Origin of the sequence: Streptomyces sp. NRRL S-87, assembly GCF_000719335.1 — a bacterium.
Taxonomy (GTDB): domain Bacteria; phylum Actinomycetota; class Actinomycetes; order Streptomycetales; family Streptomycetaceae; genus Streptomyces.
Window position 1 is genome coordinate 37443 of the sequence record NZ_JOGB01000001.1, and the last position, 24918, is coordinate 62360.

The 24918-nt window shown below is 77.0% G+C and carries 17 protein-coding genes; 9 read left to right on the forward strand and 8 right to left on the reverse strand.

Translation table 11 applies throughout. The features are described from left to right. Positions 1-102 precede the first annotated feature (102 nt). The 7 genes from IF43_RS0100160 to IF43_RS0100190 all read left to right on the forward strand — a co-directional run bounded on the left by IF43_RS0100160 (position 103) and on the right by IF43_RS0100190 (position 10182). Positions 103-3504 (forward strand): FtsX-like permease family protein, encoded by a 3402-nt coding sequence (locus IF43_RS0100160; protein WP_030192371.1) that lies wholly within the window; start codon positions 103-105, stop codon positions 3502-3504. Between the two features lies 1 nt (position 3505). After that, positions 3506-6334 carry an FtsX-like permease family protein gene (locus IF43_RS0100165; RefSeq protein WP_107048359.1) on the forward strand — a complete coding sequence of 943 codons (2829 nt, stop codon included), beginning with the start codon at positions 3506-3508 and terminating at the stop codon, positions 6332-6334. Next, a complete protein-coding gene (locus IF43_RS0100170; protein ID WP_030192375.1) occupies positions 6331-7329 on the forward strand; it encodes an ABC transporter ATP-binding protein in 999 nt (332 codons plus the stop codon). Before IF43_RS0100165 ends, IF43_RS0100170 begins: the two co-directional genes overlap by 4 nt. Before the next feature lie 280 nt (positions 7330-7609). Next, positions 7610-8125, forward strand: coding sequence for a CAP domain-containing protein (locus IF43_RS0100175; RefSeq protein ID WP_030192378.1), 516 nt, complete (start codon positions 7610-7612; stop codon positions 8123-8125). 300 nt (positions 8126-8425) lie between these two features. Continuing rightward, on the forward strand, positions 8426-8695 hold the full coding sequence (locus tag IF43_RS0100180) for a hypothetical protein (protein ID WP_030192380.1): 270 nt from the start codon (positions 8426-8428) through the stop codon (positions 8693-8695). 35 nt (positions 8696-8730) lie between these two features. Beyond that, entirely contained in the window at positions 8731-9006 is a 276-nt protein-coding gene (locus tag IF43_RS0100185) for a hypothetical protein (protein ID WP_030192382.1), read from the forward strand. Positions 9007-9204: 198 nt separating this feature from the next. Further along, positions 9205-10182, forward strand: coding sequence for an MBL fold metallo-hydrolase (locus tag IF43_RS0100190; protein WP_030192385.1), 978 nt, complete (start codon positions 9205-9207; stop codon positions 10180-10182). 16 nt (positions 10183-10198) lie between these two features. Here IF43_RS0100190 and IF43_RS0100195 read toward each other — a convergent pair whose 3' ends face one another. Genes IF43_RS0100195 through IF43_RS0100205 form a run of 3 tightly spaced genes read right to left on the reverse strand, consistent with a single transcriptional unit; the run spans position 10199 to position 12977 of the window. Continuing rightward, positions 10199-10696 (reverse strand): hypothetical protein, encoded by a 498-nt coding sequence (locus IF43_RS0100195; protein WP_030192389.1) that lies wholly within the window; start codon positions 10694-10696, stop codon positions 10199-10201. Continuing rightward, complete coding sequence (locus IF43_RS0100200; RefSeq protein ID WP_063753248.1) at positions 10693-12288, reverse strand: HAMP domain-containing sensor histidine kinase; 1596 nt, start codon at positions 12286-12288, stop codon at positions 10693-10695. The genes IF43_RS0100195 and IF43_RS0100200 overlap by 4 nt, the downstream gene beginning before the upstream one ends. Beyond that, positions 12285-12977 carry a response regulator transcription factor gene (locus IF43_RS0100205; protein WP_030192393.1) on the reverse strand — a complete coding sequence of 231 codons (693 nt, stop codon included), beginning with the start codon at positions 12975-12977 and terminating at the stop codon, positions 12285-12287. Before IF43_RS0100205 ends, IF43_RS0100200 begins: the two co-directional genes overlap by 4 nt. 229 nt (positions 12978-13206) lie before the next feature. Here IF43_RS0100205 and IF43_RS42310 point away from each other — a divergent pair, with 229 nt between their 5' ends. Both IF43_RS42310 and IF43_RS0100220 read left to right on the forward strand, forming a co-directional pair. After that, on the forward strand, positions 13207-15720 hold the full coding sequence (locus IF43_RS42310) for an MMPL family transporter (RefSeq protein WP_063753249.1): 2514 nt from the start codon (positions 13207-13209) through the stop codon (positions 15718-15720). Then, positions 15717-16526 carry a DUF2993 domain-containing protein gene (locus IF43_RS0100220; RefSeq protein WP_030192396.1) on the forward strand — a complete coding sequence of 270 codons (810 nt, stop codon included), beginning with the start codon at positions 15717-15719 and terminating at the stop codon, positions 16524-16526. Before IF43_RS42310 ends, IF43_RS0100220 begins: the two co-directional genes overlap by 4 nt. 54 nt (positions 16527-16580) lie before the next feature. Here the strand turns inward: IF43_RS0100220 and IF43_RS0100225 are convergent, their stop codons facing one another. The 5 genes from IF43_RS0100225 to IF43_RS0100245 all read right to left on the reverse strand — a co-directional run bounded on the left by IF43_RS0100225 (position 16581) and on the right by IF43_RS0100245 (position 24797). Then, positions 16581-17729, reverse strand: a complete 1149-nt coding sequence (locus IF43_RS0100225; protein ID WP_030192398.1) for a substrate-binding domain-containing protein — start codon at positions 17727-17729, stop codon at positions 16581-16583. Positions 17730-17839: 110 nt separating this feature from the next. Further along, a complete protein-coding gene (locus tag IF43_RS0100230; RefSeq protein ID WP_078909813.1) occupies positions 17840-18967 on the reverse strand; it encodes an ABC transporter permease in 1128 nt (375 codons plus the stop codon). Further along, positions 18964-20556, reverse strand: coding sequence for a sugar ABC transporter ATP-binding protein (locus IF43_RS0100235; RefSeq protein WP_030192404.1), 1593 nt, complete (start codon positions 20554-20556; stop codon positions 18964-18966). Before IF43_RS0100235 ends, IF43_RS0100230 begins: the two co-directional genes overlap by 4 nt. A gap of 250 nt (positions 20557-20806) precedes the next feature. Next, entirely contained in the window at positions 20807-23752 is a 2946-nt protein-coding gene (locus IF43_RS0100240; RefSeq protein WP_030192407.1) for a SpoIIE family protein phosphatase, read from the reverse strand. Between the two features lie 103 nt (positions 23753-23855). Continuing rightward, the gene (locus IF43_RS0100245) at positions 23856-24797 is read right to left on the reverse strand and encodes a cyclase family protein (RefSeq protein ID WP_030192410.1); all 942 of its coding nucleotides are present in this window, start codon (positions 24795-24797) and stop codon (positions 23856-23858) included. Between the last annotated feature and the right edge of the window lie 121 nt (positions 24798-24918).

Here is a 24918-nt window from a genome sequence, read left to right on the forward strand (position 1 = left end):
CGCGCCTATTTATGGACGATTCCTGTTTGCAGCAACATCATTTCTTGATAGAAAACTGAACGAGCCGGCACCCACGACCGTCGGCCGGGGGGCGGGTCGACAGTGACGGGGTTCGTTTTCCTGCGCGCACGCGCGCACCGGCTCCTGCTCACCTGCGCGCTGCTCACCGTCCTCCTCACCACCGCCGTGCTCGCGGCCCTGGCCGCGTTCACCGGCTCCGTCGGGGACACCGCGCTGCGCGAGAGCCTGCGCGGCCCCGCCGCCGGCCAGGCCGCCCTCGTCGTCAGCGCCGACGTACCGCCGGAGCGCCGCGACGCCGCCCGGGCCGCCGTCGAGCGCGCGGCCCGACGGACCTTCGACGGACTGCCGGTGACGGTCCGTGCGCTGAGCTCCTCCGGCCCGTACGAGCTCCCGCGCGCCCTGCAGCCGGCCGCGGCCCGCTCCGGGAACCCGGACCTCACCCAGTTCGCCGCCCTCGACCCCACCCGGGTCCGCCTCGTCGCCGGAGCCCTGCCCGGCCCGCCGGCGGCCGCGTCGGGCGGGCGGCCGGCCGAGATCCCGGCCGCCCTCCCGCAGACCGCCGCCCGCCGCCTGGGCCTCGCCCCCGGCACCCGGCTCCGCCTCACCGACCGCGTCACCGGGGCCCCGCTCACCGTGCGCATCACCGGCACCTACCAGGCCCGCGACACCGGCGACCCGTACTGGCAGCTCGACCCGCTCGCCGGACGCGCCGTGCGCACGTTGGAGTTCACCACGTACGGCCCCCTGCTCGCCGATCCCGCGGCCCTCGCCCCGGGCCGCACCTCCACCGGGCCCAGCGGCTGGCTCGCCACCGCCGACTACCGCACCCTCACCACCGGCCGCATCGGCTCCCTGCGCGCGGCAGCCGCCCGCGGGCCCGAAGCCCTCCGCAAGGAGCCGGACTTCGCGTCCGGCGCCACCGTCCGCACCGCCCTGCCCGCCGTTCTCGACCGGACCGAGCGGGCCCTCGTCGTCGCCCGCTCCACCCTCCTCATCGTCTCCCTCCAGCTCGTCCTGCTCGCCGGCTACGCCCTGCTGCTCGTGGCCCGTCTGCTCAGCACCCAGCGGGCCGGCGAGACCGGCCTGCTGCGCGCCCGCGGCGCCGCCCGTTCCCGGATCGCCGGCCTCGCCGTCACCGAGGCCCTGCTCCTCGCCGCGCCCGCCGCACTGATCGCCCCGCTGCTGTCCGGCCCGCTCACCCGCCTGATCGGCGGCTACGCCCGGACCGGCGGGCCCGAGCGGACCGGTGGGGCCCTCGGCACCGCCCCGACCGCCTCCGTCTGGCTGGTGGCCGCCGCCGCGGCCCTGTGCTGCGCGGCGGCCGTCGTCTCGCCCGCCCTGGCCGCCGCGGCGGACGGCGCGGTGCGCCTGCGCGCCGGCCGGGACGGCACGCTGCCCGCCCCGCTGCGGGCCGGCGCCGACGTCGGCCTCGTGGTGATCGCGGCCGTGGCCTACTGGCAGCTCGACCGCCGGACCGGCCCGGCCGGCACCGCCGCGGCCGGCTCCGGGCTCGGCGTCGACCCGCTGCTGGTCGCCGCCCCCGCCCTCGCGCTGCTCGCCGGCACCGTCCTGACCCTCCGCCTGCTGCCCCCGCTGGCGCGGCTCGCCGAACGCCGCGCGGCCCGCTCCCGCGGCCTCGGGCCCGCCCTGGCCGGCTGGCACCTGGCCCGCCGGCCGCTGCGCGGCGCCGGCCCCGTGCTGCTGCTCGTCCTGGCCACTGCCACGGGCACCCTCGCCGTCGGCCAGGGCGCCTCCTGGGACCGCTCCCAGCGCGACCAGGCCGACTTCGCCGCCGGAGCGGCCGTCCGCGTCCTCGACGGCCGTCCGGGCGGCCCCGGCCAGGCCGGTGTCTACGCCGCCTGGCCCGGCGTACGCCGCGCCGCGCCCGCGCACCGCACCACCGCCGACCTCTCCGGCGGCCGCACGGCAGCCGTCCTCGCCCTCGGCACCGGCGACGCGGACGAAGGGCTCCTGCTGCGGCCGGACCTCGCCGACGAACCGGCCCGGGACCTGCTGGCCGCCCTCACCCCACCGCGGCGCACCGCCGCACCGGAGATCCGCCTCCCCGGCGACGCCGCCACCCTGGCGCTGGACCTGCGCCTGACCACCACCCCGGCGCGCCGGACGGCCCCACCGGGGGACGGCCCCGACCCCACCCGTCCGCCCGTGCTCACCGTGCTGGCCGAGGACCGCTACGGCCTCCCGTACGAGCTCTCCGCAGGCCCCCTGCCCGCCGACGCCCGCCCGCACCGGCTCCTCGTCGACCTCGACCGCACCGCCACCGGCGCCCGCCACGCACCCGCCGGCCCCCTGCGCCTCACCGGCCTCCTGCTGAGCGGCTCCCGCCCCGGCGGGCCGCCGTTCACGGACGGGACCGGACCGCGGCCGGCCGCACCCGAGCGGCACCGGCTGGAGCTCACCGGCCTGTCCACCGGCACCGCCGGCGGCACCCTGCGCGGCCTCGTGCCACCGGCCGGTGTCGGCTGGCAGGCGGAGATCGCCGCACCGCGCGACGGCGACCTGATCGCGCCCGGACAGCCCGCCGCGACCGGATCGCTGCCGCTCGTCCTCGGGTACGACACCGGACAGGTCGTCGACGCCGACGACGCCTACACCGTCCGGCTGCGCACCCTCCGGCCCGCCCCGGCCGAGCCGCTGCCCGCCGTCGCCACGGACGCCTTCCTCACGGCCGCCGCCGCCCGCCCGGGCGACCGCCTCGACCTCACGCTGGCCGGCGAGCGGCTGACCGTACGCATCGTGGAGTCCGTCCGCGCACTGCCCACGACCGGCACGCCCGCCACCGGCGGCCCGGCGACCGGCGCCCCGTCCGAGGCGCCACGGGCCGACGGCGGCGGCCTCCTGCTCGACCTGCGCACCGTCAACGAGGTCCTGACCCAGCGGGGGAGGGGCACCCTCGCCCCCACCGAGTGGTGGCTGAGCACCGACCGCCCCACCGCCGTGGCCGCCGCCCTGCGCGCCCGCCCCGACGCCGGCGCCGCCGACGACGTGCTGGTACGCGACGAACGGGCCGCCGCGCTCCTCGGCGACCCGCTCGGCCGCGGACCGCGCGCCGCCCTGCTCGCCGTGACCGCCGCGGCCGCCGCGCTCGCCGCCGTGGGATTCGCCGTCAGCGCCGCCGGCTCCCTGCGCGAGCAGTCCGCCGAACTCGCCGTGCTGCGCGCCCTCGGCGCCTCCCGGCGCAGACTCGCCGCACTCGCGGCCGCCGAACACGGCCTGCTCGCCCTCGTCGGCGTCCTCGCCGGCCTCGGCATCGGGACCGTGCTCACCCGGGCCGTCGTCCCGCTCCTCGTCCTGACCGCACGCGCCGAACGCCCGCTGCCGCCGGTCCTCGTCGAACTGCCCGGGACCCACCTGGCGCTGCTCCTCGCCGCGGTCGCCGCCGTTCCGCTGCTGACCGCCGCCGCCCTCGCGCTCCGGCACGCCGGCCCCGCCCCCTCCCTCCGCAACCAGGGGGACAGCTGACATGAACCGCCCCACCGCCACCGCCACGCCCACCGACGACCGGCCCGCCGCGACCACCCCGGCCCCCCGGACCCGCCGCACCCGCACCCCCGCGCCGTGGGTGCGCACCCGGCTGCGCACCTCGCCCGCAGCCGCCCTCGCCCTGGGCGCCCTCGTCCTCGTCACCGCCTTCCTGGCCGCCGCGCTCCCGCGCTCCGTCGACGCGTACGAGACGCGGGCCCTGCGCCACGCCCTCGCGCACACCCCGCCCGCCGCCACCGTCGTCGAACTCACCGCCGCCCGGCCCGGCCTGGAGATGCCCCAGGCCGAGCGGGAGCGGGCCCTTCTCCCCGCCCCGCTCGCCGCCGTCCACCGCCGCGCCCTGGCCACCCTGCCCGCTCCCCTGCGCGCCGAGCGCGCCCAGTCGGCGTACGGCGTACGGACCACCGAACCGCTCGTCGGCACGGACCCGTGGCTGCCCCGCCCGGACGTCCACCCGCCCACCTTCACCCTGGCCGCCCAGTCCGGACTCGCGCAGCACGCCACCGTCCGCAGCGGCCGGCTGCCCGCCGCCCACGGCACCGTCACGGCCGCCACCCGGCAGGTCGAGGCCGCCGCCAGTACCGACACCGCCGCCGCCCTGCACCTGCGCCCCGGCTCCGTCGTCCACCTCACCGGCCGCTCCGGCGGCGAACCGCTCGCCGTGACGATCACCGGCATCGTGGCACCGGTCGCGCCGGACGGCCCGTACTGGAGCGCCGCGCCCGAACTGCGCACGCCCGGGCGCGCGTTCAAGAGGTCCGGCGTCATCCCCGCCCCCTACTGGCACGGCGCCCTGCTGCTGGCCCCCGACGCCGCGCCCGCCCTGCTCGGCACCCCGGGCAAGCCCGAGCCGTACTGGCACTTCGCCCCCGCCACCGACGGGCTGACCACCCGTGACACCCCGGCCCTGCTCAGCCGCACCGCCTCCCTCGAAGGCGGCCCCGACCTGCTGAAGCTGCGTGCCGTCGCCGGGAACACCGCCACCGTCCGCACCGACCTGGAGACCGTCCTCACCGGCCAGGTCACCGCCCGCCGGGCCATCGCGGACCTCGTCGCCGTGGCCGCCGTCGGCAGCGCCGCCGTCGCCGCCGTCGTCCTCGCCATGGCCGGCAGCCTGGTCGCCGCCCGCCGGCGCGACGAACTCGCCCTCCTGCGCGCCCGCGGAGCGTCCCTGACCGGCATCGGACTCCGGCTGCTCGGCGAGTCCGCGGTCATCGCCCTGCCGGCCGCCGCACTCGGCCTGCCGGCCGCCCTGCTGCTGGTCGACGGGACCGCCCGGACCCCGGCGTTCCTCGCCGCGCTCGCAGTGGCCCTGCTCGCCTGCGTGGTCCTGCCGTTGCCCGCCGTACTGGCCCACCGCCGGCCCCGGGTCCACGGGGAGCGCGACGACCTCGCCACCACCCGCCCGGGCCGGGCCCGCACCGTCGCCGAGCTGACCCTCCTGGTCCTGGCGGCCGGCGCCCTGCAGACCCTGCGCGGCCAGGCCCCCGGGGCGGGCGGCCCCTCGGCCGCCGCCGCCCCCGTGCTCGTCGCCCTCGCCGCCGCGCTCGTACTGGTCCGGCTCTACCCCCTTCCGCTGCGCTGGGCCGCCCGGCCCGCGAGGCGGCTGCGCGGCACCGTCGGATTCCTCGCCCTGGCCCGCGCCGGCCGGGCACCGGCGGCCGGCGTCCTGCCCCTGCTCGCGCTGCTGGTGGCCCTGACCACCGCGGCGCTCGGCGGATCGGTGCTGGCCGGGGTGACCCACGCGCGCGAGCGCGCCGCGCTGCTGGCCGTCGGAGCCGATGTACGGATCACCACGCCGGGCGACCTCCGGCCGCTGCCCGCCGGGACGCTGCCCGCGGTACGACGGGTGCCCGGAGTACAGGAGGCGACCGCCGTACGCGTGGACCGGGCCGCCGCAGTCCCGTCGCAGGGCACCGGCGGACGCCGGACCCTGACGCTGATCGGCGCCGAACCCGGACCCTACGCCCGGCTGGCCGCCCACACGGGACTGGGAGCCTTCCCCGCCACCGCGCTCGGACGGTCCGGCCGCGTGCTCGACGCCGTCGCCTCCCCGGGCCTCGCCGACCGGCTCGGCCGCGGGCCCGTGCGCGTCACCACCCTGGGCGGGGAGGTGACCGTGCGCGTGGCGGCCGTACGGGAGGAGACCCCGGCGGCACCCCGCGGCGAGTTCCTCCTCGTCGACACCGCCGGGCTGCCCGCCACCGGAGCGACCACCCTGCTGGCCACCGCACCCGGTGCGGACGCCGCCGCCCTGCGCGCCGCGGCCGGCCCCCTGCCCGTCCAACTGCGCAGCGCCGCCCGGGCCCCCCTCACCGACACGCCCCTCCAGCAGGGCGCGGAACGCGTCTACGCCGTGGCCACCGCGGCCGGCGCCGGCTACGCCGCGGTCGCCCTCCTCCTCGCGCTGCTGCGCTCGGCCCCCGAACGGGCCGCCCTGCTGCTGCGGCTGCGCACCCTGGGCCTGACCGGACGTCAGGGGCGGGCACTGCTCCTGCTGGAGGCCCTGCCGCAGACCCTGCTCGCCGCCGGCGGCGGCATCCTCACCGCCTGGGCCACGATCCGGCTGGCGGGTCCAGGGATCGACCTGACCCGGCTGGCGCTGACGGCCGCACCCGGCACCGCCCCGGCCGACTCGCCCGTCCCGCCAGTCCCGCCCGTCTCGGCCGTCCTGGCCGTCGACGCCGGGTCGCTGGCACTGCCGGCGCTCGGCGTCGTGGTGCTGACGGCCGGCGTGGCCGCCGCACAGGCCTGGTGGTCGGACCGACGGCGCCCCTCCACGAAGCACGGACCGGGAGACACACGATGACGGACACGAAGGCACCGGACGTCCGAACGGACACCCCGGCCCATACCCCGGCGGATGCCCGGCCCACCCTGGCGGAACTCGAACGCCGCGCCGCCGCCCGCCGCGACCGCCCCTCGTACGGGCACGACGCGCTGATCGCCTGCGACCGGCTCGTCCGGATCTTCACGACCGACGGGGTCGAGGTACAGGCCCTCCAGGGCCTCGACCTGCTGGTCCGCGAGGGCGAGCTGATGGCCCTGGTCGGCGCCTCCGGCAGCGGCAAGTCCACCCTCATGAACATCCTCGCCGGGCTGGACGTCCCGACCGCGGGCGCGGCGCGGGTGGCCGGCCGGGACCTGCTCGCCATGACCGCGAAGGACCGCCTCGACTACCGGCGGAACGTGGTCGGGTTCGTGTGGCAGCAGACCTCCCGCAACCTCCTGCCGTACCTGACGGCCGCCCAGAACGTGGCCCTTCCCATGCGGTTGCGCGGCCGCGGGCGCCGCCGTGCGCAGGCGGACCGGGCGCGGGAGCTGCTGTCGATGCTCGGCGTGGCCGAGTGCGCCGACCACCACCCCCGGCAGCTCTCCGGCGGCCAGCAGCAGCGGGTGGCCGTCGCCGTGGCGCTGGCCAACTCCCCGTCGGTGCTGCTCGCGGACGAACCCACCGGTGAACTCGACTCCGCCACCGCGGAGCAGGTGTTCGCCGCCTTCCGCCGGGCCAACGAGGAGTTGGGTACGACCATCGTGATCGTCACGCACGACCAGGCCGTCGCCTCGGAGGTGCGCCGTACGGTGGCCATCCGCGACGGCCGCACCTCCTCCGAGGTGCTGCGCCGCACGGAGGTCGACGCGGACGGCCGGGAGTCGCTGGTGTCCCGCGAGTACGCCACCCTGGACCGCGCCGGCCGCCTCCAACTGCCCGCCGAGTACACGGCGGCACTCGGCATGGAGCACCGCGTCCTCGTCGAACTCGAACCCGACCACATTGCGGTCCGTCCTGATGCTGGGGAGTGAGGGGGCTGCTGCCGTGACCGGGCGGTAGCTGCTGGGGGGTGGGGGCGGCAAGGCGCTGTGCGCGGGTGCGCAGGTCCGGGCGGTTGCAGGGGCGGCCGGCTCGTGGTGGCGCGTGCCCGGTCGTACGGTGGAAGGAGCAGGAGGCGCGCGCCCCGCCCATCCCGCGGCGGTGTCCGTCTCGCCACAGGCCGCGCACCGCCCTGCGGCCGTGTGCTGCGGCCGCCTCGGGGGCCGGGTGCCGTGAGTGGCTCCACGATCACCCCGTCGAGGGGGAACCTTCATGCTTACCACGAACCACCGGATCCGACGCGTGTGCGCGGCGGCCTGCGCGACCCCGCTGCTCGTGCTGGGCGTCGCAGCCACCGCGGGCGCCGCCCAGGTCACCGCGACCCCGGCCGCCACGGGCGCCGTCCAGGCGTCTTCGCCGGGGGAGATCCTCGACCTGGTCAACGCTGAACGGGCAAAGGCGAATTGCGAACCACTGAAGGTGGACGCGAAGCTCCAGCAGGCGGCCCAGGCGCACGCCGACGACATGGCGAAGAACAACATCACCGGGCACACCGGCTCGGACGGCTCCACATCCCTGTCCCGGATGCAGGCGGCCGGCTACGACCCCCAGGGACCCTCGGCCGAGAACGTCTCCTGGGGCTTCTCGGACTCCAAGGGCCACGTGGACGGCTGGATGAAGAGCACCAAGGGCCACCGTGAGACCATCCTGAACTGCACGTACAAGGAGACCGGAGTCGGCGTGAGCGGCGACTACGCCGTCCAGCTCTTCGCCGTAAAGTCCCAGTAGCCGTAGGTTCGTCGACCCGGGCGGTGCACGTCGGCGCGACCGGGCGTACGCCGGCCCCGACGGGCGGCGCCCGACTCCGTCACCGCGCGTGCGCGACCGTTGCGCCGCCGCCCGTACGCCCACACCGTCGCCGCGCGGTTCCGGCACCGCCGGGCCCGGGACCGCACGCCGAAGCGGGCAGGACCGGAATCGCGGGCCACGGCAGGAGGCAACGCCACGACCACGGAAACCGCACGACCACGGAACCGGCACGACCACGGGGCGCGGCCCGGCGCAGCCCCCGGAAAGCAGGTGCGTCCCATGCGCACGACGAACCGTATCGCCGGCCTCCTCGCCGGCCTGGCCCTGGCGCTCGGCGGCGCGGCGTTCACGGCCCCCACCGCCCACGCGGACCTCGACAGCTGCATCAGCCAGGTCGAGCGCGAGCAGCACGGCGAGGTCTCGGACGCCGTCCGGATGGCCTGCTACCTCGGCCTGACCGGCAACCAGAGCGAGTGCGTGTCCGGCCTGACCGCCGTCGGCGTCTCCTCGGCCACCGCGTCGAGCTCCTGCAAGGTCGCCACCCAGTAGGACCCGGCCGCCCCCATGGAGAGCAGGTGCGTCCCATGCGCACGTCGACCCGAATCGCCGGTGCCCTCACCGGACTGACCCTCGCCCTCGGCGGCGCGGCGCTCGCCGCGCCCACCGCCCGGGCGGACATCCCCGCGTGCACCCAGATGGTCGTACAGGCCGGCGTGCAGGTCACCGACGCCGTCACGGCGGCGTGCCACCGCGGCGTGGTCGGTGACCTCCAGACCTGCATCGACGGCCTGACCGCCGCCGGAGTCCCGGGCGGCGCCGCGGGCGGCGCCTGCCGGGTCGCGGCCCTCGAGCCGCGGTAGGCCGGCCCCGTGCCCCCGACGGCGGCTGCCGTCCGGGGGCACGTGTCGGCCGTCGGCCGTCGGAGGACCCGGTGGGCAGCCCGGAGACGAGGAGTCCGCGGGCCGCCGAGCCGGCGGAAAATCCGCGGACCGGGCCGGGACCCGCCCGCTACGCTCGGGCCCCACCCCTCACCACGGCCCGGTCCGACGGAGGCACCGATGACGCACGCACCCGCGCGGACCCCGCTGCCCGCACACCCCGAACGGCTCGAGCGGGGGCACCCGTTCCGCCAGTGGAAGACCTGGCGCATCCCCGGCACGGAGCTCACCCTGACCGGGTACTCGCGCGCCAACGACAAGACCTTCTTCCACGTCCCGGAGCTGCGCTGCGCCCTCGACGCGGGACTCGCGGAGGGCCGGCAGCCCGAGCACGTCTTCCTCACGCACACCCACCACGACCACGCCAAGGACCTCGACTACCTGGCGGCGCGGCCCGGTGGCGTCGACGTCCGCCTGCCGGCCGCAGCCCTGCCGTACGCGCAGGCCTTCCTCCAGGCCTCGGCCGAGCTCAACCACGGACCGGCCTACGACCCAGCCCTGGCCGCGGGCTGCCGGCTGCACGGGGTGCGCGGGGGTGACGAGTTCACCTTCGGGCGCCGCGGGCACCACGTGCGCGTGGTGGACTGCGCCCACAAGGTGCCGTGCGTGGGCTACGCGTTCTCGGAACGCCGTACGGCACTGCTGCCCGAGTACGAGGAACTGCGCCGCACCCTCGCGGCACAGGGCCGGGGCGGCGAGTTCGGGCGCCTCGTGGCCCGCCGCCGCGCCGCCGGCGCCACGGTCGAACACGAGGTGCGCAAGCCCCTGTTCGCGTTCCTCGGCGACACCCACGTGAGCGTCTTCGAGGACAACCCGTGGCTCTTCGAGTACCCCGTGGTCGTCACCGAGTGCACCTACCTGGACGACGCCGAGGCGGAGCGGGCCGACCGCGTCGGGCACACCGTCTGGAGCCGCCTGCGGCCCGTCGTCGAGGCCCACCCGGACACGCTGTTCGTCCTCACCCACTTCAGCCTGCGCCACTCGGACCGGGACGTCCTCGACTTCTTCCGCGACGCGCGGCCCGCCAACGTCATGCCCTGGGTCCACCCGGAGGGCCACCTCCCCGAACAGCACCAGCACGGCACCGCCCGCGGATGACCGCCCCGGGCCGGCGCTACGACGCGGACGCCCCCGGGACCGCGCCGTCGCCCGTCGGCCAGACGACGGTGACCGGCAGGTACGCGGCACGGGCCGCCGCCACCGTGTGGGCCGTCCCCCCTGCCCGGCCGGGCAGGCCGTTCCAGACGGCGACGAGCAGGTCCGCGCGGCCGAGCAGCACACGGTTGGCCGCCGCGTACGCGACCGCCGACGCCTGCCGGAACGGCATGACCTTCGTCTCCGACGCCGCGGCGAGCAGCCGGTCGAAGTCGGGGCGCCCCTGGGGAGCGACCATCCGCTCGCGGTAGTCGGCGGAGGGCACGACCGCGACGAGCCGGCCGCCCGCCGCGAGCACGGCGTCGGCGAACAGGGTGTCCGCCCCGGCGGCCAGGCAGGAGATGCCGGTCAGGTCCTCGGCCGGGTGGTCGCCGAGCAGCCGGTCGAGCCGGGCCCTGATCCACGCGCGGTCCCCTTCGGGGATGCGGATGTGCCCCGTCACGGCGATCGTCGTCATCGGTTTCCTCGACTGCCTTCCTGAAGCCCGGTCGGGCCCGCCGTCATCGGCGACGGCTCGTCCCGGGGGTGGCCGTGCGGGACCGTACCCGCGGGCGGGAGGACGAGGGTGAACACCGCACCCCCCTCCGGCCCGTGGCCCAGGGCGCCGAGGGTGCCGCCCAGCCGCGTCGCCAGACGGTGCGCGATGGCCAGCCCCAGCCCGCTGCCGACCGGCCGCTCGCCACGGTAGCGCGCGTACAGCGCACCCCGCTCGAAGGCGACGGTGACGTCGTCCTCGGTCAGCCCCGGACCGCCGTCGCGGACCTCGACCCGCGCGCCGCCGCCCGGCAGCGCGGCGAGCGCCAGCACCACCGGCGCCCCCGCCGGGGTGAGGCGCAGGGCGTTCGCCAGCAGGCAGTCGGCCAGCTGCCGGACCCGGAAGCCGTCCGTCCGTGCGGTGAGCGGGCCCCCGGCCGCGGGCGGCTCCCAGCGGAACTCCACCTCGTGCCGCGCACAGCGCTCCCGCCACGACCCGGCGGCCTGCTCCAGGAGGGCGACGAGGTCCGTCTCGGCGGGCTCGAAACGGAACTCGTCGGCCTCCAGGCGGGCCAGGTCGAGCAGGTCCGACAGGAAGCGGTCCAGCCGGCGCGCCTCGGCGTCCAGCACCCTGCCGGTCTCCGGCACCCGCTCGACCGGGATCACCCCGTCGGCCAGGGCCTCCGCGTAGCCGCGCATCGTCGTCAACGGGGTGCGGATCTCGTGCGAGACGGACAGCAGGAACTCCCGCTGCCGCGCCTCGCTGCGGACCAGCGCCCGCTCCAGGACGGCCATGGCCTCGGCGAGTTCGACGACCTCGGCCGGGCCGGTAGCCGCCGGGCGGCCGCCTGGAGCCGGCCCCGCGCCCGGCCTCCCGCCCGGCCCCCCGGACGGCTGCGCGCCCCCGCCGGGGCGCGCGACGGCGTCGGGTCCGACGTCCTGCGCCGCGCCCGGTCCGGCGTACCCGCCCGGGTCCGCGATCCCGCGGCGGCCGGCGGCCAGCCGTCTGGCGGACGCCGCCGCGCGGACCAGCGGACGGCTGATCCGGCGGGCCAGCAGCAGTCCGGCGACGACCGCCCCCGCCAGGCCCGCGCACAGGGGCAGCAGCAGGTTCCGGCGGATCCGGGCGGTGGCCGCGTCCACCTCCGCCATCGGCTTGGCGAGCACCACACCGCCCGCCCCGTGAACCCGCCCCTCCAGGACGACGGGCCGGCCGTCCAGCGTGCCGGTGGCGGACAGCGGCTCGCGGGCCAGCAGCACGTCCCGCTGGGCGTTCGACACCGCGGCCGCGGCCGGGCCGTGGAGCGTACCGGACGGGTCCAGGACGGCCAGGCGCACCCCGTTGGAGCCGGCGATCAGCTGCCCGCCCTCGACCAGCAGCCCCGACAGCCGCGGGACCCGGCTGAGCACCGTGGCCTGCCGGCCGAGCTGCTCGCGCTCCTGGGCCTCGGCGCCGGAGCGCGCGGTGTACCAGGCGGCCGCCCCGGTCAGCAGGACGGCGACCAGCGCGATCAGGCCCGCGAGCAGGACCAGTTCGCGGGCCAGGGTGCCCCGGCCGGACCGTGTCGCGCTCATGCGGCGCCGTTGCCGGTCGCGCTGTACCCGACGCCCCGCACGGTCCGGATCGGGCTCGCGGCGCCGAGCTTCCCGCGGATCTGGGACACGTACACGTCGACCACCCGCGGGTCCCGGTGGGCGGCGTCGCCCCAGACCCGCTCCAGCAGCTGGGCGCGGGTGAAGACCCGGTCGCGGTGCTCGAGGAGGTGCGCGAGCAGGCTCAGCTCCAGGGCGGTGAACTCCACCGGTACGCCGTCGACGTGCACCGTGTGCCGGTCCACGTCGACCCGCACCCGGCCCAGCTCGTAGGCGCCTCGACCGGCGGCCGGGCGCGCCCCGCGGCGCAGCACGGCGTTCACGCGGGCCACCAGCTCGCCCGGCGAGAACGGCTTGGTCAGGTAGTCGTCCGCGCCGAGCTCCAGGCCGAGGATCCGGTCCGCCTCGTCACCGCGTGCCGTGACCAGCAGGACCGGTGTCCAGTCGCCCCGCTCGCGCAGCCGGCGGCACAGCGTCACCCCGTCCATGCCGGGCAGCCCGACGTCCAGGACGACCGCCGCCGGCGCGAGCCGGGCCACCGCCTCGAAACCCGCGGTCCCGTCCTGCGCGATCTCCGTCCGGTAGCCGTCCCGCTCCAGGTACAGCCGCTGCAGCGCGGCGATGTTGGCGTCGTCCTCCACGATGAGGACGAGTCCCTTGCGGGGGTTCATCGACGACTCCATGACGTGCGCGCGGAGCCGGGCCGCGGGTGCGAGGGGTGACGCGGCCATGCTAGCCAGCCGCCCGCCGGGGCCGGCGGGCGCCGGTGCGCCGCACGGCGCGGCCTTACAGAGCCCTAACAATCCGCTCACCTCGCCCGGGCAATCACCGGCCATGATCGATCCCGGCGCCGCCACCCCCCCAGTCCGACCCGTCGTCGACCCACGCGAGGATGTCCCGATGCAACGTACGAACCAGCCGATCCCGTCCGGCGCCGTGCCGGACGGACTGCTCCACCGGGCCGGCCGCGGCTGCGCCCGCCGTCCCTGGTTCGTGGTCGCGGTCTGGCTGGTGGCCCTGCTCGCGGCCGTCGGCGCCGACCGGGCCTGGGGCGGGGACTACGAGGACGACTTCACGCTCCCCGGGACCTCCGTGCAGACCGGCTCCGACCTGCTGGACGCCCACGGCGGGGCCGCCGCCCGGGGCGTACCCGCCCAGGTCGTGCTGTCGGCCGGCCGCGCCGGCGACCGGCTCGCCGCGCACGGGGAGGCCGTGCGGGCGGCCGGGCAGCGGCTGGCGGCCCTGCCCGAGGTCATCTCCGTGGCCGACCCGCTGGCGACCCCCGGCGCGGTCACCGCGGACGGCCGCACCGGCTACTACACCGTGCGGTTCGCCTCGAACCCCATCCGGTTCGACAAGGCCTACGTGGAACGGGTCGACGGGGCGGTCGCACCGCTGCGCGCGGACGGGGTCACCGTCGAGTACGGCGGGCCCCTCGGCCGGCTCGCCGCCCCCACCGGTGCCGACCGGGCCTCCGAGGCCATCGGCGTCATCACCGCCGTCATCGTCCTGCTGCTGGGCTTCGGCAGCGTGGCCGCGGCCGCGTTCCCGCTGGTCAGCGCGATCGTCGGGCTGATCATCGGCCTGGCCGGGCTCGGGCTGCTGGCCGCCGGCCTCGACTTCGCCGCCGTCTCGCCGACCCTCGCGGTGATGATGGGCCTCGGCGTGGGCCTGGACTACTCGCTGTTCCTGGTGACCCGGCACCGCAAGCTGCTCCACTCCGTGCCCGACCCGGCCGAGGCCGCCGGCCGCGCCGTCGCCACCAGCGGCCGTGCCGTGCTGGTCGCCGCCCTGACGGTGACGGCCGCCCTGGCCGGCCTCTTCGCCTCCGGTGTCGGCTTCATCGGGATGCTCGGCGTCGCGGCCGGCGTCACCGTCCTGACCGGCGCGCTCGCCGCGCTCACCCTGACCCCCGCCCTGCTGGGCCTGGCCGGCCGGCGCATCGACCGACTGCGCGTGCGCACCCCCGTCGACGAGCCGGACGCGGACGCGTACGGCGCCGGCCGCCGGGACACGTCCGGGGACCGGACCGGGCCCGCGACGAGGACCGGGACCGCAACCACGACCCCGACCACGACCACGACCCCCACCACGACCACGACCGGCACCGGGACCGGGGAGGCGGCCGTGGACGGTCCGCCAGGCCAGGACGTGTGGCAGCGCTGGGCCGCGGTCGTGGGCCGCCGCCCCTGGACCTTCCTGCTGCTCGGCACCGCGCTGCTCGCGCTGCTCGCCGTACCCGCCGCCGGGATGCGGCTCGGCCACGTCGACGCCGGCGCCTCGCCCACCACCGCCACCGAGCGCCGCGCCTACGACCTGGTCGCCGACGGCTTCGGCCCCGGCGCGAACGGGACGGCCACCGTCGTCGTCACCCTCGACAAGAACGGCACCACCCCCGACGCGCGGACCCGCCTCGCGAAGGACCTCCACCAGGCGCTCACCCACACGCCCGGGGTCGCCTCGGCCACCCCGCCCGTGCCCACCGCGGACGGCGCCCTGCTCGTCTCCACCGTGACGCCCGCCGGCGCCCCGCAGGACCGGGCCACCGCCGACCTGCTGCACCGGCTGACGGACCGGACCCTCCCCGACGCCCTCGACCCGTACCACGCCACCGGGTACGTCACGGGGCAGACCGCGGCCCAGCAGACCTTCCGGGACGTGCTCGCCGACCGTCTCCCGCTGGTCGTCGGCCTGGTCGTCGCGGCGGCGTTCGTCCTCCTGCTGGCCGTGTTCCGCAGCCCGCTGGTCGCGCTCAAGGCGGCGCTGCTCAACCTGCTGTCGATCGCCGCCTCGTACGGGGTCGTCGTCGCGGTCTTCCAGTGGGGCTGGGGCTCGTCGCTGCTGGGCCTGGACGAGACGGTGCCCGTCGAGTCCTACGTGCCGACGATGATGTTCGCGATCGTCTTCGGACTCTCCATGGACTACGAGGTGTTCCTGCTGTCCCGGATCCGGGAGTACTGGCTGGCCGGCCGGGACAACCAGGCCGCCGTCGCCGCCGGACTGGCCTCCACCGCCCGGGTCATCACCTGTGCCGCGCTCATCATGACCAGCGTCTTCCTCGCGTTCCTGCTCTCGGAGAACCCGGTGGTCAAGATGCTCGCGCTGGGTCTCGGCGTCAGCGTCGTCCTCGACGCCACCGTGGTCCGACTGCTCCTGGTCCCGACGACGATGAACCTGCTCGGCCGCGCCAACTGGTGGATCCCGGCCTGGCTGGACCGCCTGCTGCCGCACCTCGATCCGGAGGGCGGCCCCCCGCCCGCCGACCCCGCCGTCGGACCGGCACCGGCGGCCACGGACACCAAGGCAGGACGCGAAGGCCGGGAGTCCCTCCACGACCGACGAGCCGGCGCGGACGGACCCGGGGCGCCGGACCCGGCCGCCACTGCCCACCCGATACCGGAGGTACGCCCATGAGCCCCACCACCCCCACCACACCCGCGACCGCCGGCCCCCGGCCGGGCGGAGCCTCCGCCCGGGTCGCGCCCGACCGCCCGCCGCGCTCCCGGCTCCGACGCCGGCGCGCCCGACTCCTCGGCGGCCTCCTCGGCGCCGTGGTGCTGGCGGGCACCGCCGAGTACGCCGCGACCGCGGTCGTCGAGGACCGGGTCGAGGACGCCCTCCGACCGCGCCTGGGGGCGACCCACGCGGACCTGTCGGGATCCGGCCTGCTCGCCCTGCTCCGCGGCCGCGCCGACGGCGTCACCGTCACCGGGGACCACGCCATGATCGGCCCGGTCACCGGCGCCTCCGTCGACCTCCGCCTGGACGGCATCGACGTCCACCGGGGTGCGCACGACGCCGCTGCGGTCGACTCCGTCCACGGCCGCATCACGGTGCCCACCGGCGCGGTCCGCTCCTGGCTCGCGTCCGCGAGCCCCGCCCTGGCACCCACCGACGTGGCCACCGACCCGGCCGCCGGCACCCTCCGCCTGGGCCTCGGCCCCGGCGGCGCCGTCACGGTGACGCTCCGCCCCGAACTGCACGACGGCCGCTTCCGGTTCGCCCTGGTCGGGGCGACCGTCATGGGTGCTCCGGCCCCCGAGCGCCTCACCCGCCTCATCGAGGACCGCCTCGCTGCCGCTCCGGCGACGCCCGGGGCCGGGACGGTGACCCCGCTCCCAGGACTGGCACCCACCTCCGTACGCGTCACGCCCCGGGGCATCGAGGTCGCCCTGGACGGCACCCCCACCGCCGAACCGGGCCCCTCAACGGGCCCTTGACCGGACCCGCACACCACGCGGCGGCCGGCACCCACCCTCCACCCCCCCACCACCTCACCTCCCGCGCCAAATCCCCAGATACGCCTCGCGGTAGCCGGGCGGGTCCCAGGACGTGGCCCCGCCGCTGTTCGCGGCCGTCACCACGTGGACGGGCGCCACGTACCCGCTCGCCGGCCGGCCCGCGAACGCGCGGTTGAACTCGTCCACGATCTGCCAGCCCTGCTGGGTCAGCGGCTCCGGCACGGTGGCCGCCTGGTACTGCCGGCTGTTGATGCGCTGGAAGGCGGACGGGTCGCCGTCGCCCGCGCCGATGTTGAACGGCGGCCCCGCCCCGGGCAGTCCGGCGGCCCGCAGCGCGGGGGCCGCGTCCGCGAAGTACAGGTCGTTGATCGCCACGGAGTACGTCCAGCGGCGCCCGAACCGGGACACCAGCGAGGACACCTGCTGCGGGGTGCGCTGGGTCGCGTCCGGGATGGGAATGTTCTCCGTCGCCAGCAGCCGCACCCCGCCACAGCGGGCCAACTGCCGTTTGATCAGATCGGACTTGCGGTGGGCGAACGGGATCGAGTCGTCGGTGAAGACGACCACCCCGGCGGATCCGCGGGACCGGGCGACGACCCAGTCCGCACTGATCCGAGCCACGTCCGCCACCTCCGTGGTGATGTTGGTGAACAGCTTCGGCCGCGTGCTCGGTCCCGGGGTGCTGACGGAGTGCCAGCCGATCAGCGGGATGCCCGCGGCCGTGGCGCGTGCGGTCTGCTGGGCCGTCAGCAGGGGGTCGAACCCGCCCAGCGCGATGCCCGAGGGCCTCAGCGTCACGGCCTGGCTGAGCGCTGCCTGGATGCCGGCCGGGGTGCCCTGGCCGTCGATGACCCGCACCCGCCAGCCGATGGCGGCCGCACCCTGCCGCAGCCCCTGGGCGACACCGGCGACACCGGGGTTGGTCATGGTCTGGGCGACGTAGACGAGGGTCTTGTCCGGTACCGCCGCCGGCCCGGTGGTGGGGCCGGTCCAGGACGTGTCGGTACGTTCCGCCCGCGCGACGGCCGCCGTCGCCGCCGCGAGCGCGGCGGGGCAGCCGGTGGCCGTGGCCGTGGCCGGGGCGGAGGCCGGCGGGGACCCGCCGGTGCAGCCCGCGACGAGGCCGGCGGCGGCCGTCCACAGGACCACGGCGGCGCGGACGGCGGTGCGCTTCGGGTACACGGTGCTCGCTCCTGACGTGGGGTGCGGGGACTGGGCGGGGGCCGGGGGCACGGGGTGCGGCCGTGAGCCGCAGCGCGACGGCGGCGGTGGGGAAGGTGCCGCCGCCCGCTCTACGGGGGTGCGTCCCGCGGCGGAGCTTCCTGCGGTGGTGGTCCTCCACGCCCGGAAGTCCCCGCGCCCCCGGACCTCCTCCCACCCCCGGAAGTCCCCCCGCCCGCCGCTCCCGCCCCGCCGCCCTCCCCGGACGTCCCCCCACCCGGCCCCGCCCGGGTCCGCAGCCGCCGCCGGGCGGCGTAGCCGGACAGCCCGACGGCCAGCAGCAGGGTGCAGCCGTTGAACAGCGGAGTGGCCCAGAACTCGGCGCCGAGCTGGCCGATTCCGGCGAGGCCGACGGCGAGCACGCCGACGGCCACGAGGGTGCCGAGCGCGTTGGCCCGCCCGGGATGGACCGTCGTCGAGCCGAGCAGGGCGCCGACGAACGCCGGCAGCAAGTAGTCCAGCCCCACGCTCGGATTGCCGATCTGCTGCTGCGCCGCCAGCAGCACCCCCGCGATCCCCACGAACAGGCCCGATCCGGCGAAGGCGTAGACGGAGTACCGGCGGGTCGGGATGCCGAGCATGCGGGCGGCCCGCGGGTTGGAGCCCACGACGTACAGGTACCGGCCGATCGGCAGCCGCTCCAGCACCACCCACAGCACGGCGACGGCGGCCAGGACGTAGAAGGCGGGCACCGGCAGGCCGAGGAACCGGGCGTCGTACAGGTCGGTGAAGCCGGCCGGCAGGCCGTCCGGGCCGGGCACGATCCGGCCGCCGTCCGTCAGCCGGCCGGTGACGGCGTACATGATGCTGCCGGTGCCGAGCGTGGCGATCAGGGAGTCGATCCGGGCGAATTCGACGACCGCCCCGTTCAGGGCCCCGGCGAGCACTCCGCCCACGACGACGACGGCGCAGGCGAGCGGCCACGGCACCCCCTCCTCGACGATCAGGTGCATCACCAGGACGTGGGCCAGCCCCAGTCCGTAGCCGATGGACAGGTCGAACCTGCCCGAGGCGATGGGGATCGTCGCGCCGAGCGCGAGCAGCGCCGGGACGGACTGGTTGGAGAGGATCGAGGACACGTTGTCCCGGGTGGGGAAGGTGTCCGGCAGAGCCAGGGAGAAGGCCACGAACAGCAGCGCGGCCAGTCCCGCCAGGCCGTACCTGCCGATCGGGTGCCCGCGCGCGGACCAGCGCGTCACGGGGTCGTCGGGCTTCCGGTGATCGCGGGCAGGGCGGAGGCGGCGTGGGTGAGTGCGGCCGGTGTCAGGCCGGCGCCGGAGAGTTCGGCGGTGACCGATCCGCGCACGAACACCAGGGCGCGGTGGCAGAGGTCCGCGACCTCCTCGAAGTCCGTGGACACCAGCAGGACCGCCAGCCCGTCGGCGGCGGCCCCGTCGAGGATCCGGTGGACGGCCGCCTTGGCGCCGACGTCCACGCTCGCGGTCGGCTCCTCCAGCACCAGCAGCCGCAGCCGCCCGCGCAGCCACCGGCCGACGACGACCCGCTGCTGGTGCCCGCCGGACAGGGTGGCCAGCGGGGCCTCGGTGTCGCGCGGGCGCACCCCGAACCGTTCGACCAGGGCGGCGGCCTCGCGCCGTTCACCCCGCGGGCCCAGCCAGTGCCAGGCCGGCACACCGGCCGCTCGGGGGTTGGCGAGGAGGTTCTCCCGCACCGTCAGGTCCGGGGCGCAGCCCTCCTCTTGACGGTTGGCGGCCACCAGGGCGACGCCCCGGGCGACCGCCGCCGACACGCTGCGCGGCCGGTACGGCCGGCCGTCGAGCAGCGCGCGCCCGCCGAGCAGGGGCAGGGCGCCGGCCACGGCGCGTCCCAGGTGCATGTGGCCGGCGCCGGTCAGGCCCACCAGACCGAGGATCTCGCCGGGCGCGAGGGCCAGGCCGACCGGGGCGGTGCGCTCCGTCGTCACGGCGTCGAGGCGCAGTACGGGCGGCCGGCCGGCGCGCACCGGGGCGGCGGGGCCGGTGCCGGCGCGCACCGGGGCGGCCGGGCCGCGGCCGGTCGGCGCGGCACCCGCGATGTCCGCGACCAGCCGGGCGGGGCCGTACCCGGCCAGCGGGCCGCGGCTGACCACGGCGCCGTCCCGCAGGACGGCGAACGCGTCCGCGACCCGGTACACCTCGTCGAGCCGGTGGCTGACGTACAGCACGCCGTGGCCCCGGTCGCGCAGCCCGTGCAGGGCGTCGAACAACCGGGCGCAGTCCGCGGCCGGGAGCGTGGCCGTCGGCTCGTCGAGGACGAACAGCTCCGCCCGGCGGGCCAGGGCCCGGGCGATGGCGACCAGGGACCGCTCGGCGGGCGGGAGGTCGGCGATCCGGGCGCCGGGGTCCAGGTGCCCGGCCACGGCCCGCAGGGCCTCGTCGCACCGCTCGCGCGTCCGGCGCCAGGAGATCAGCCCGCGCCGGCGCGGGTAGCCGGTGCCCAGCGCGATGTTCTCGGCGACCGACATCCACTCCACCAGGGCGAAGTCCTGGTGGATGAAGGACATCGCCCGGGAGGCCGCCGGCGATCCCAGCGGGTGTCCGGCCACCGTCACTGCGCCCGCGTCGGCCCGGTGCACCCCGGCGAGCACCTTGATGAGCGTGGACTTGCCCGCGCCGTTGGGGCCGAGGAGGGCGAACGCGCTGCCCCGGTGCAGGTCGAGGTCGACCGCGTCGAGGGCGACGGTCCCGCCGAACCGCTTGCCGAGGCCGCGGATCCGTACGAGCGGCTGCGCGCCAGCCGGGGGCGGGCGGTCCGTCGGGGTGACGGACGTGTCATGGGCGTCGGGCACGGACGTCTCCGGAGGCGACCTCGGGCCTCCCGCACGGGAGGATGGGGGCAAAGGGGATGCTACTGGGCGCCAGGCGAGATTCCCGTTCTTTACGGACATCGTCTTGGCGGACACGGCGGTGAAGGGCACTCCATGACGGGCACTTGCTCACGGCACCTCATGATGGCCACGGTCTGGAAGGGCATTCCACGGCGGGAACGTCATGGCGGGAGCTTCCTGACGGGTCGGCGGGCGTCGTCACCGGCGGACGTCACGCGGCGTCCAGGGCGCATTCGGCCCAGATGACCTTGCCCTGCGGGGTGTAGCGGGTGCCCCACGACTGGGCGAGCTGCGCGACCAGGAAGAGGCCGCGTCCGCCCTCGTCGGTGCTCGCGGACCGGCGCAGGTGCGGGGCGGTACTGCTGCCGTCGGACACCTCGCAGACCAGGGTGCGGTCGAGGACCAGGCGCACCTGGATCGGCTCGTTGCCGTACCGGATCGCGTTCGTGGCCAGCTCGCTCAGCATCAGCTCGGCGGCGAACGAGAGTTCCTCCAGGCCCCATTCGGCCAGTCGGCGGGTGACGGCGGCGCGGACCTCGCCGACCCGCGCCGGGTCGGCGGGCAGGTCCCAGGAGGCGATCCGGTCGGCGGGCACGGCGTGGGTGCGGGCGACCAGCAGGGCGATGTCGTCGGCCGGGTGCTCGGGTGCGAGCGCCTCCATGACCGCCCCGCAGGTCTCCTCGGGCGTCCGGTCCGGGTGGCCCAGGACGGTGCGCAGCTGGTCGAGGGCGACGTCGATGTCGCGGTGGCGGTCCTCGACGAGTCCGTCGGTGTAGAGGACCAGCGTGCTGTCGGCGGGCAGCACGAACTCCGCCGTCTCGAACGGCAGGCCGCCCAGGCCGAGCGGCGGACCGGCGGGCAGGTCGGGGAAGGTGACGCTGCCGTCGGGACGGACGACGGCCGGCGGGAGGTGGCCGGCCCGCGCCATGGTGCACTGCCGGGTGGTGGGGTCGTAGACGGCGTACAGGCAGGTGGCGCCGACGATCCCGGTGCTGCCGTCGGCCTCGTCCCCGCCCTCCTCCCGGTCCAGGCGCACCAGCAGGTTGTCGAGGTGCGTGAGCAGCTCGTCGGGGGCGAGCTCGAGTTCGGCGAAGTTCCGCGCGGCCGTCCGCAGCCGTCCCATGGTCGCCGCCGCGTGCAGGCCGTGGCCGACGACGTCGCCCACGAGGAGCGCGACGCGGGTGCCCGACAGCGGGATCACGTCGAACCAGTCGCCGCCCACGCCGGACTCGGCGGGCAGGTACCGGTGGGCGACCTCGACCGCGCCCAGTTCGGGCAGGCCGCGCGGGAGGAGGCTGCGCTGCAGGGCGAGGGCCAGGGTGTGCTCGCGGGTGTAGCAGCGGGCGTTGTCGATGGACAGGGCGGCGCGGGCCGCGAGCTCCTGCGCCAGCCGGCTGTCGTCCTCCCCGTACGGGGCCGGGTCCTGCGAGCGGTAGAAGCTCACGACACCCAGCAGTACGCCGCGGGCGAAGAGCGGGACGGCGATGAGCGAGTGCACACCGTGGTCCAGGACCTGCTGCGAGCGCTCGGGGCTCTGGGCGAACCAGCCGGCCGCGGCCGCCAGTTCGGGCTCGAGGACGGCCCGTCCGCTGCTCAGGGCGCGCATGTGGACGGTCCCGGTGTGGAAGTCCAGGGCCTCGCCGACGGGGAAGAACGGGCAGTCGTCGCGGATGCCGTGCACCACCGTGCGGTGCAGGCCGGTCCCGGGCTCGCCGGCCTCGTCGCCGCGCAGCACGGCCTCGGGCAGGTCGACGGTGACGTAGTCGGCCAGGCCCGGCACCGCCAGCTCGGCCAGCTCCCAGGCGGTGCGGTCCACGTCCAGGGTGGTGCCGATCCGGGTGCTGGCCTCGGCCAGCAGCTCCAGGCGCCGCCGTGCCTCGATGGCGTACCGGCCGACCGCCGGCTCTCCCACCAGCACCAGGCCGCGGACAGTGGACCCGGAGTCGGACCCGGAGCCGGACCCGGGGTCGGATCCAGAGCCGGACCCAGGGCCGGACCCCGACCTGGACCCGGGGTCGGCGCCGGGCGGGTCCGGGAGGGCTGCCCCGGCGTCGGCGGGCGGTGCGGCGGCCACGTGCGGTGCGGCGGCCGCGTGCGGCACCGCGGTCGCGGGCAGTGCGTCGCCGGACGTCGAAGCGGCCGGCGCGACGGCGGGCGGTCCGGGGCGCGAGACCGCGAGGCGGTGGACCGCCGGGTTGTCGCTGCTGAGCAGGGCCTCGACGACCACGCCCGACACGCCGGACGGGCTGGTGACGGGGTGGCTCAGCAGGGTGGCCTCGCGGCCGTGCGGGAGGGCCACTCCCACCGCGCCCCGCCGGGCCGTGGAGATCAGCTCGGTCGCCTTCTCCTTGAGGATCGCCCGGTCGTGCGGATCCAGCTCCAGGTCCACGAGGTGGTGGTCGGGATCCTCGGACCGCCCGGGGCCGGCCATCCGGTCCGGGCCGAGCAGGTGCGCCGCGCCGGCCCCGTTCGCCACGGGCGCGCCCGGGCGGACGTACCGCTCGGCGTCGAGGTACGCGTGCAGCAGCGCGCGTTCGCGCGCCGAGCTCTGCTCCACCAGCCGGTGCTCGATCGCCGCCGCCGCCCGCTGCAGCAGGTCCGACAGGGCCGGGCGCTCGTAGGCGTACGGGTAGCCGAAGCACAGGACGCCCAGGATGTGCCCGCTGAGCTGGTCGCGGATGGGGACGGCGCAGCAGGCGTTCGCCTGGCCGCGCTCGGCGAAGTGCTCGGCCCCGTAGACCCGGATGAGGCGCCGCTCGGCCAGGGCGAGCCCGATGCCGTTGGTCCCGGCGTACCGCTCGGCGAAGACGAAGCCCGGCACGCTCTGGACCGGTGGCAGGCTCCGGGCGAGGGAGGGCTCGCCGAAGCGGCGCTCCAGTACGGTGCCCGCGGCGTCGGCGACCGAGATGTTCATCCGGCTGCCCGAGAACCGGGACTCCAGATGGTCGAGCACGGGCCGGGCGGCCCGGACGAGCCGGCCGTCGCGGTCGAAGTCGTCCCGGTAGGGCAGCTCGGCACCGTCCGGGGACAGCCCCAGCAGCCGGCAGCGCTGCCACGAGTCGAGGATGGAACCCCGCACCCCCGTCGCGACCGGTTCGCCCACCAGGAACCGTTCACGGGAGCGTGCGGGGCCGATCCGGTCTCCCGTGACGCCCATCTGCATCACTTCCCCTGGGCGGTGTGCCCCTCGAGGATGTCCTGGTCCGTGTGGTGTCGTTGAAAGCAGTGCGTTTTGAGTATATTCCGGGTGATTTACGGGTTCACAGGACGGCGACCGGATTGACCGGCGACCCCGTCCCGCCGGGGACGACGAGCGGGGCCACGACGATCATGAACTCGTAGCGCCCCGCCACGGCGCACGCGGCGGACAGTTCCTCCAGGTCCAGGTTGTCCAGCAGCGGCACCCCCATGGCCGCCACCGCCAGGGCGTGCACGGGGGAGTGCACCCCCTCCACGGGTGACGGCCGTACGTCGCTGTCCCCGTCCGCGCCGAGCAGGCCGATCCCGCGCTCGCCCAGCAGCGGCATCGCGTCCACGGCGAAGCCCGCGCTCGCCGTGCCGACGTCCCACGGGCCCAGCGCGCGCCGCCGCCGGAACCGGCCCGTGCGCAGCAGCACGGCGCAGCCCTCGTCGACGGCGGCGCCGAGCGCCCGCTCGGCCGCCACCACGTCCGCCGCCCCCACCGCCCGGCCCGGCTCCAGCCAGTCGGTCCCGAGGACGGCCGGGAGGTCGAGGAGCACGCCCTTGGCGACCAGCGGGCCGAGGGCCGCCACCGAGCCGAACCGGACGCCGTCGGCGCCCACGCAGGCGCGGGCCGGCCGCCCGTCGTAGAGCCGCCCCCGGTAGGCGACGTGCGCCAGCGCGTCGAGGTGGGTGACGGCCTTGCCGTGGTAGTCGGCGCCCAGGAAGTCCTTGTGGGTGGCCGGTTCCGGGGGCTCCACGTCGCCGAGGTCGGACATGTAGTGCAGGGCGGGCCGGGGGTTGTCCGGCCCGGGCCGGGTGTTCCAGGGGAGTCCCAGGGGCACCGCCGTACCGTCGCGGACCAGGCCGGCGGCCCGCCGGACGCGCTCCGGGGTCGCCAGGTTCCACGCGCCCCGGTCGGCGTGGCTCCACCGGCCCCACGTGCGCACGGACGCGAAGAGGGCGTCGAACTCGACGCGGGAGGTCCGCCGGGCCTCCGGCGGATCGGTGCTCTCGGTCATGCGGGCCTCCGGACTCGGCACGGCGCGGTCGGGGCGGCCGCGCCGTGCCCGCATCCCTACCCGGTCCCGGGCGCGGGCGGACGGTACCGGGGACCCCGTGCCCCGATCGGTGCCCGGGCCG

Coding starts and splice junctions, on each gene's coding strand:
- IF43_RS0100205 (WP_030192393.1), bottom strand. CDS start 12,977: ATGAACCCCCGCAAGGGACTCGTCCTCATCGTGGAGGACGACGCCAAC.
- IF43_RS42310 (WP_063753249.1), top strand. CDS start 13,207: ATGCAACGTACGAACCAGCCGATCCCGTCCGGCGCCGTGCCGGACGGA.
- IF43_RS0100165 (WP_107048359.1), top strand. CDS start 3,506: ATGAACCGCCCCACCGCCACCGCCACGCCCACCGACGACCGGCCCGCC.
- IF43_RS0100220 (WP_030192396.1), top strand. CDS start 15,717: ATGAGCCCCACCACCCCCACCACACCCGCGACCGCCGGCCCCCGGCCG.
- IF43_RS0100240 (WP_030192407.1), bottom strand. CDS start 23,752: ATGGGCGTCACGGGAGACCGGATCGGCCCCGCACGCTCCCGTGAACGG.
- IF43_RS0100185 (WP_030192382.1), top strand. CDS start 8,731: ATGCGCACGTCGACCCGAATCGCCGGTGCCCTCACCGGACTGACCCTC.
- IF43_RS0100175 (WP_030192378.1), top strand. CDS start 7,610: ATGCTTACCACGAACCACCGGATCCGACGCGTGTGCGCGGCGGCCTGC.
- IF43_RS0100170 (WP_030192375.1), top strand. CDS start 6,331: ATGACGGACACGAAGGCACCGGACGTCCGAACGGACACCCCGGCCCAT.
- IF43_RS0100245 (WP_030192410.1), bottom strand. CDS start 24,797: ATGACCGAGAGCACCGATCCGCCGGAGGCCCGGCGGACCTCCCGCGTC.
- IF43_RS0100180 (WP_030192380.1), top strand. CDS start 8,426: ATGCGCACGACGAACCGTATCGCCGGCCTCCTCGCCGGCCTGGCCCTG.
- IF43_RS0100190 (WP_030192385.1), top strand. CDS start 9,205: ATGACGCACGCACCCGCGCGGACCCCGCTGCCCGCACACCCCGAACGG.
- IF43_RS0100195 (WP_030192389.1), bottom strand. CDS start 10,696: ATGACGACGATCGCCGTGACGGGGCACATCCGCATCCCCGAAGGGGAC.
- IF43_RS0100200 (WP_063753248.1), bottom strand. CDS start 12,288: ATGAGCGCGACACGGTCCGGCCGGGGCACCCTGGCCCGCGAACTGGTC.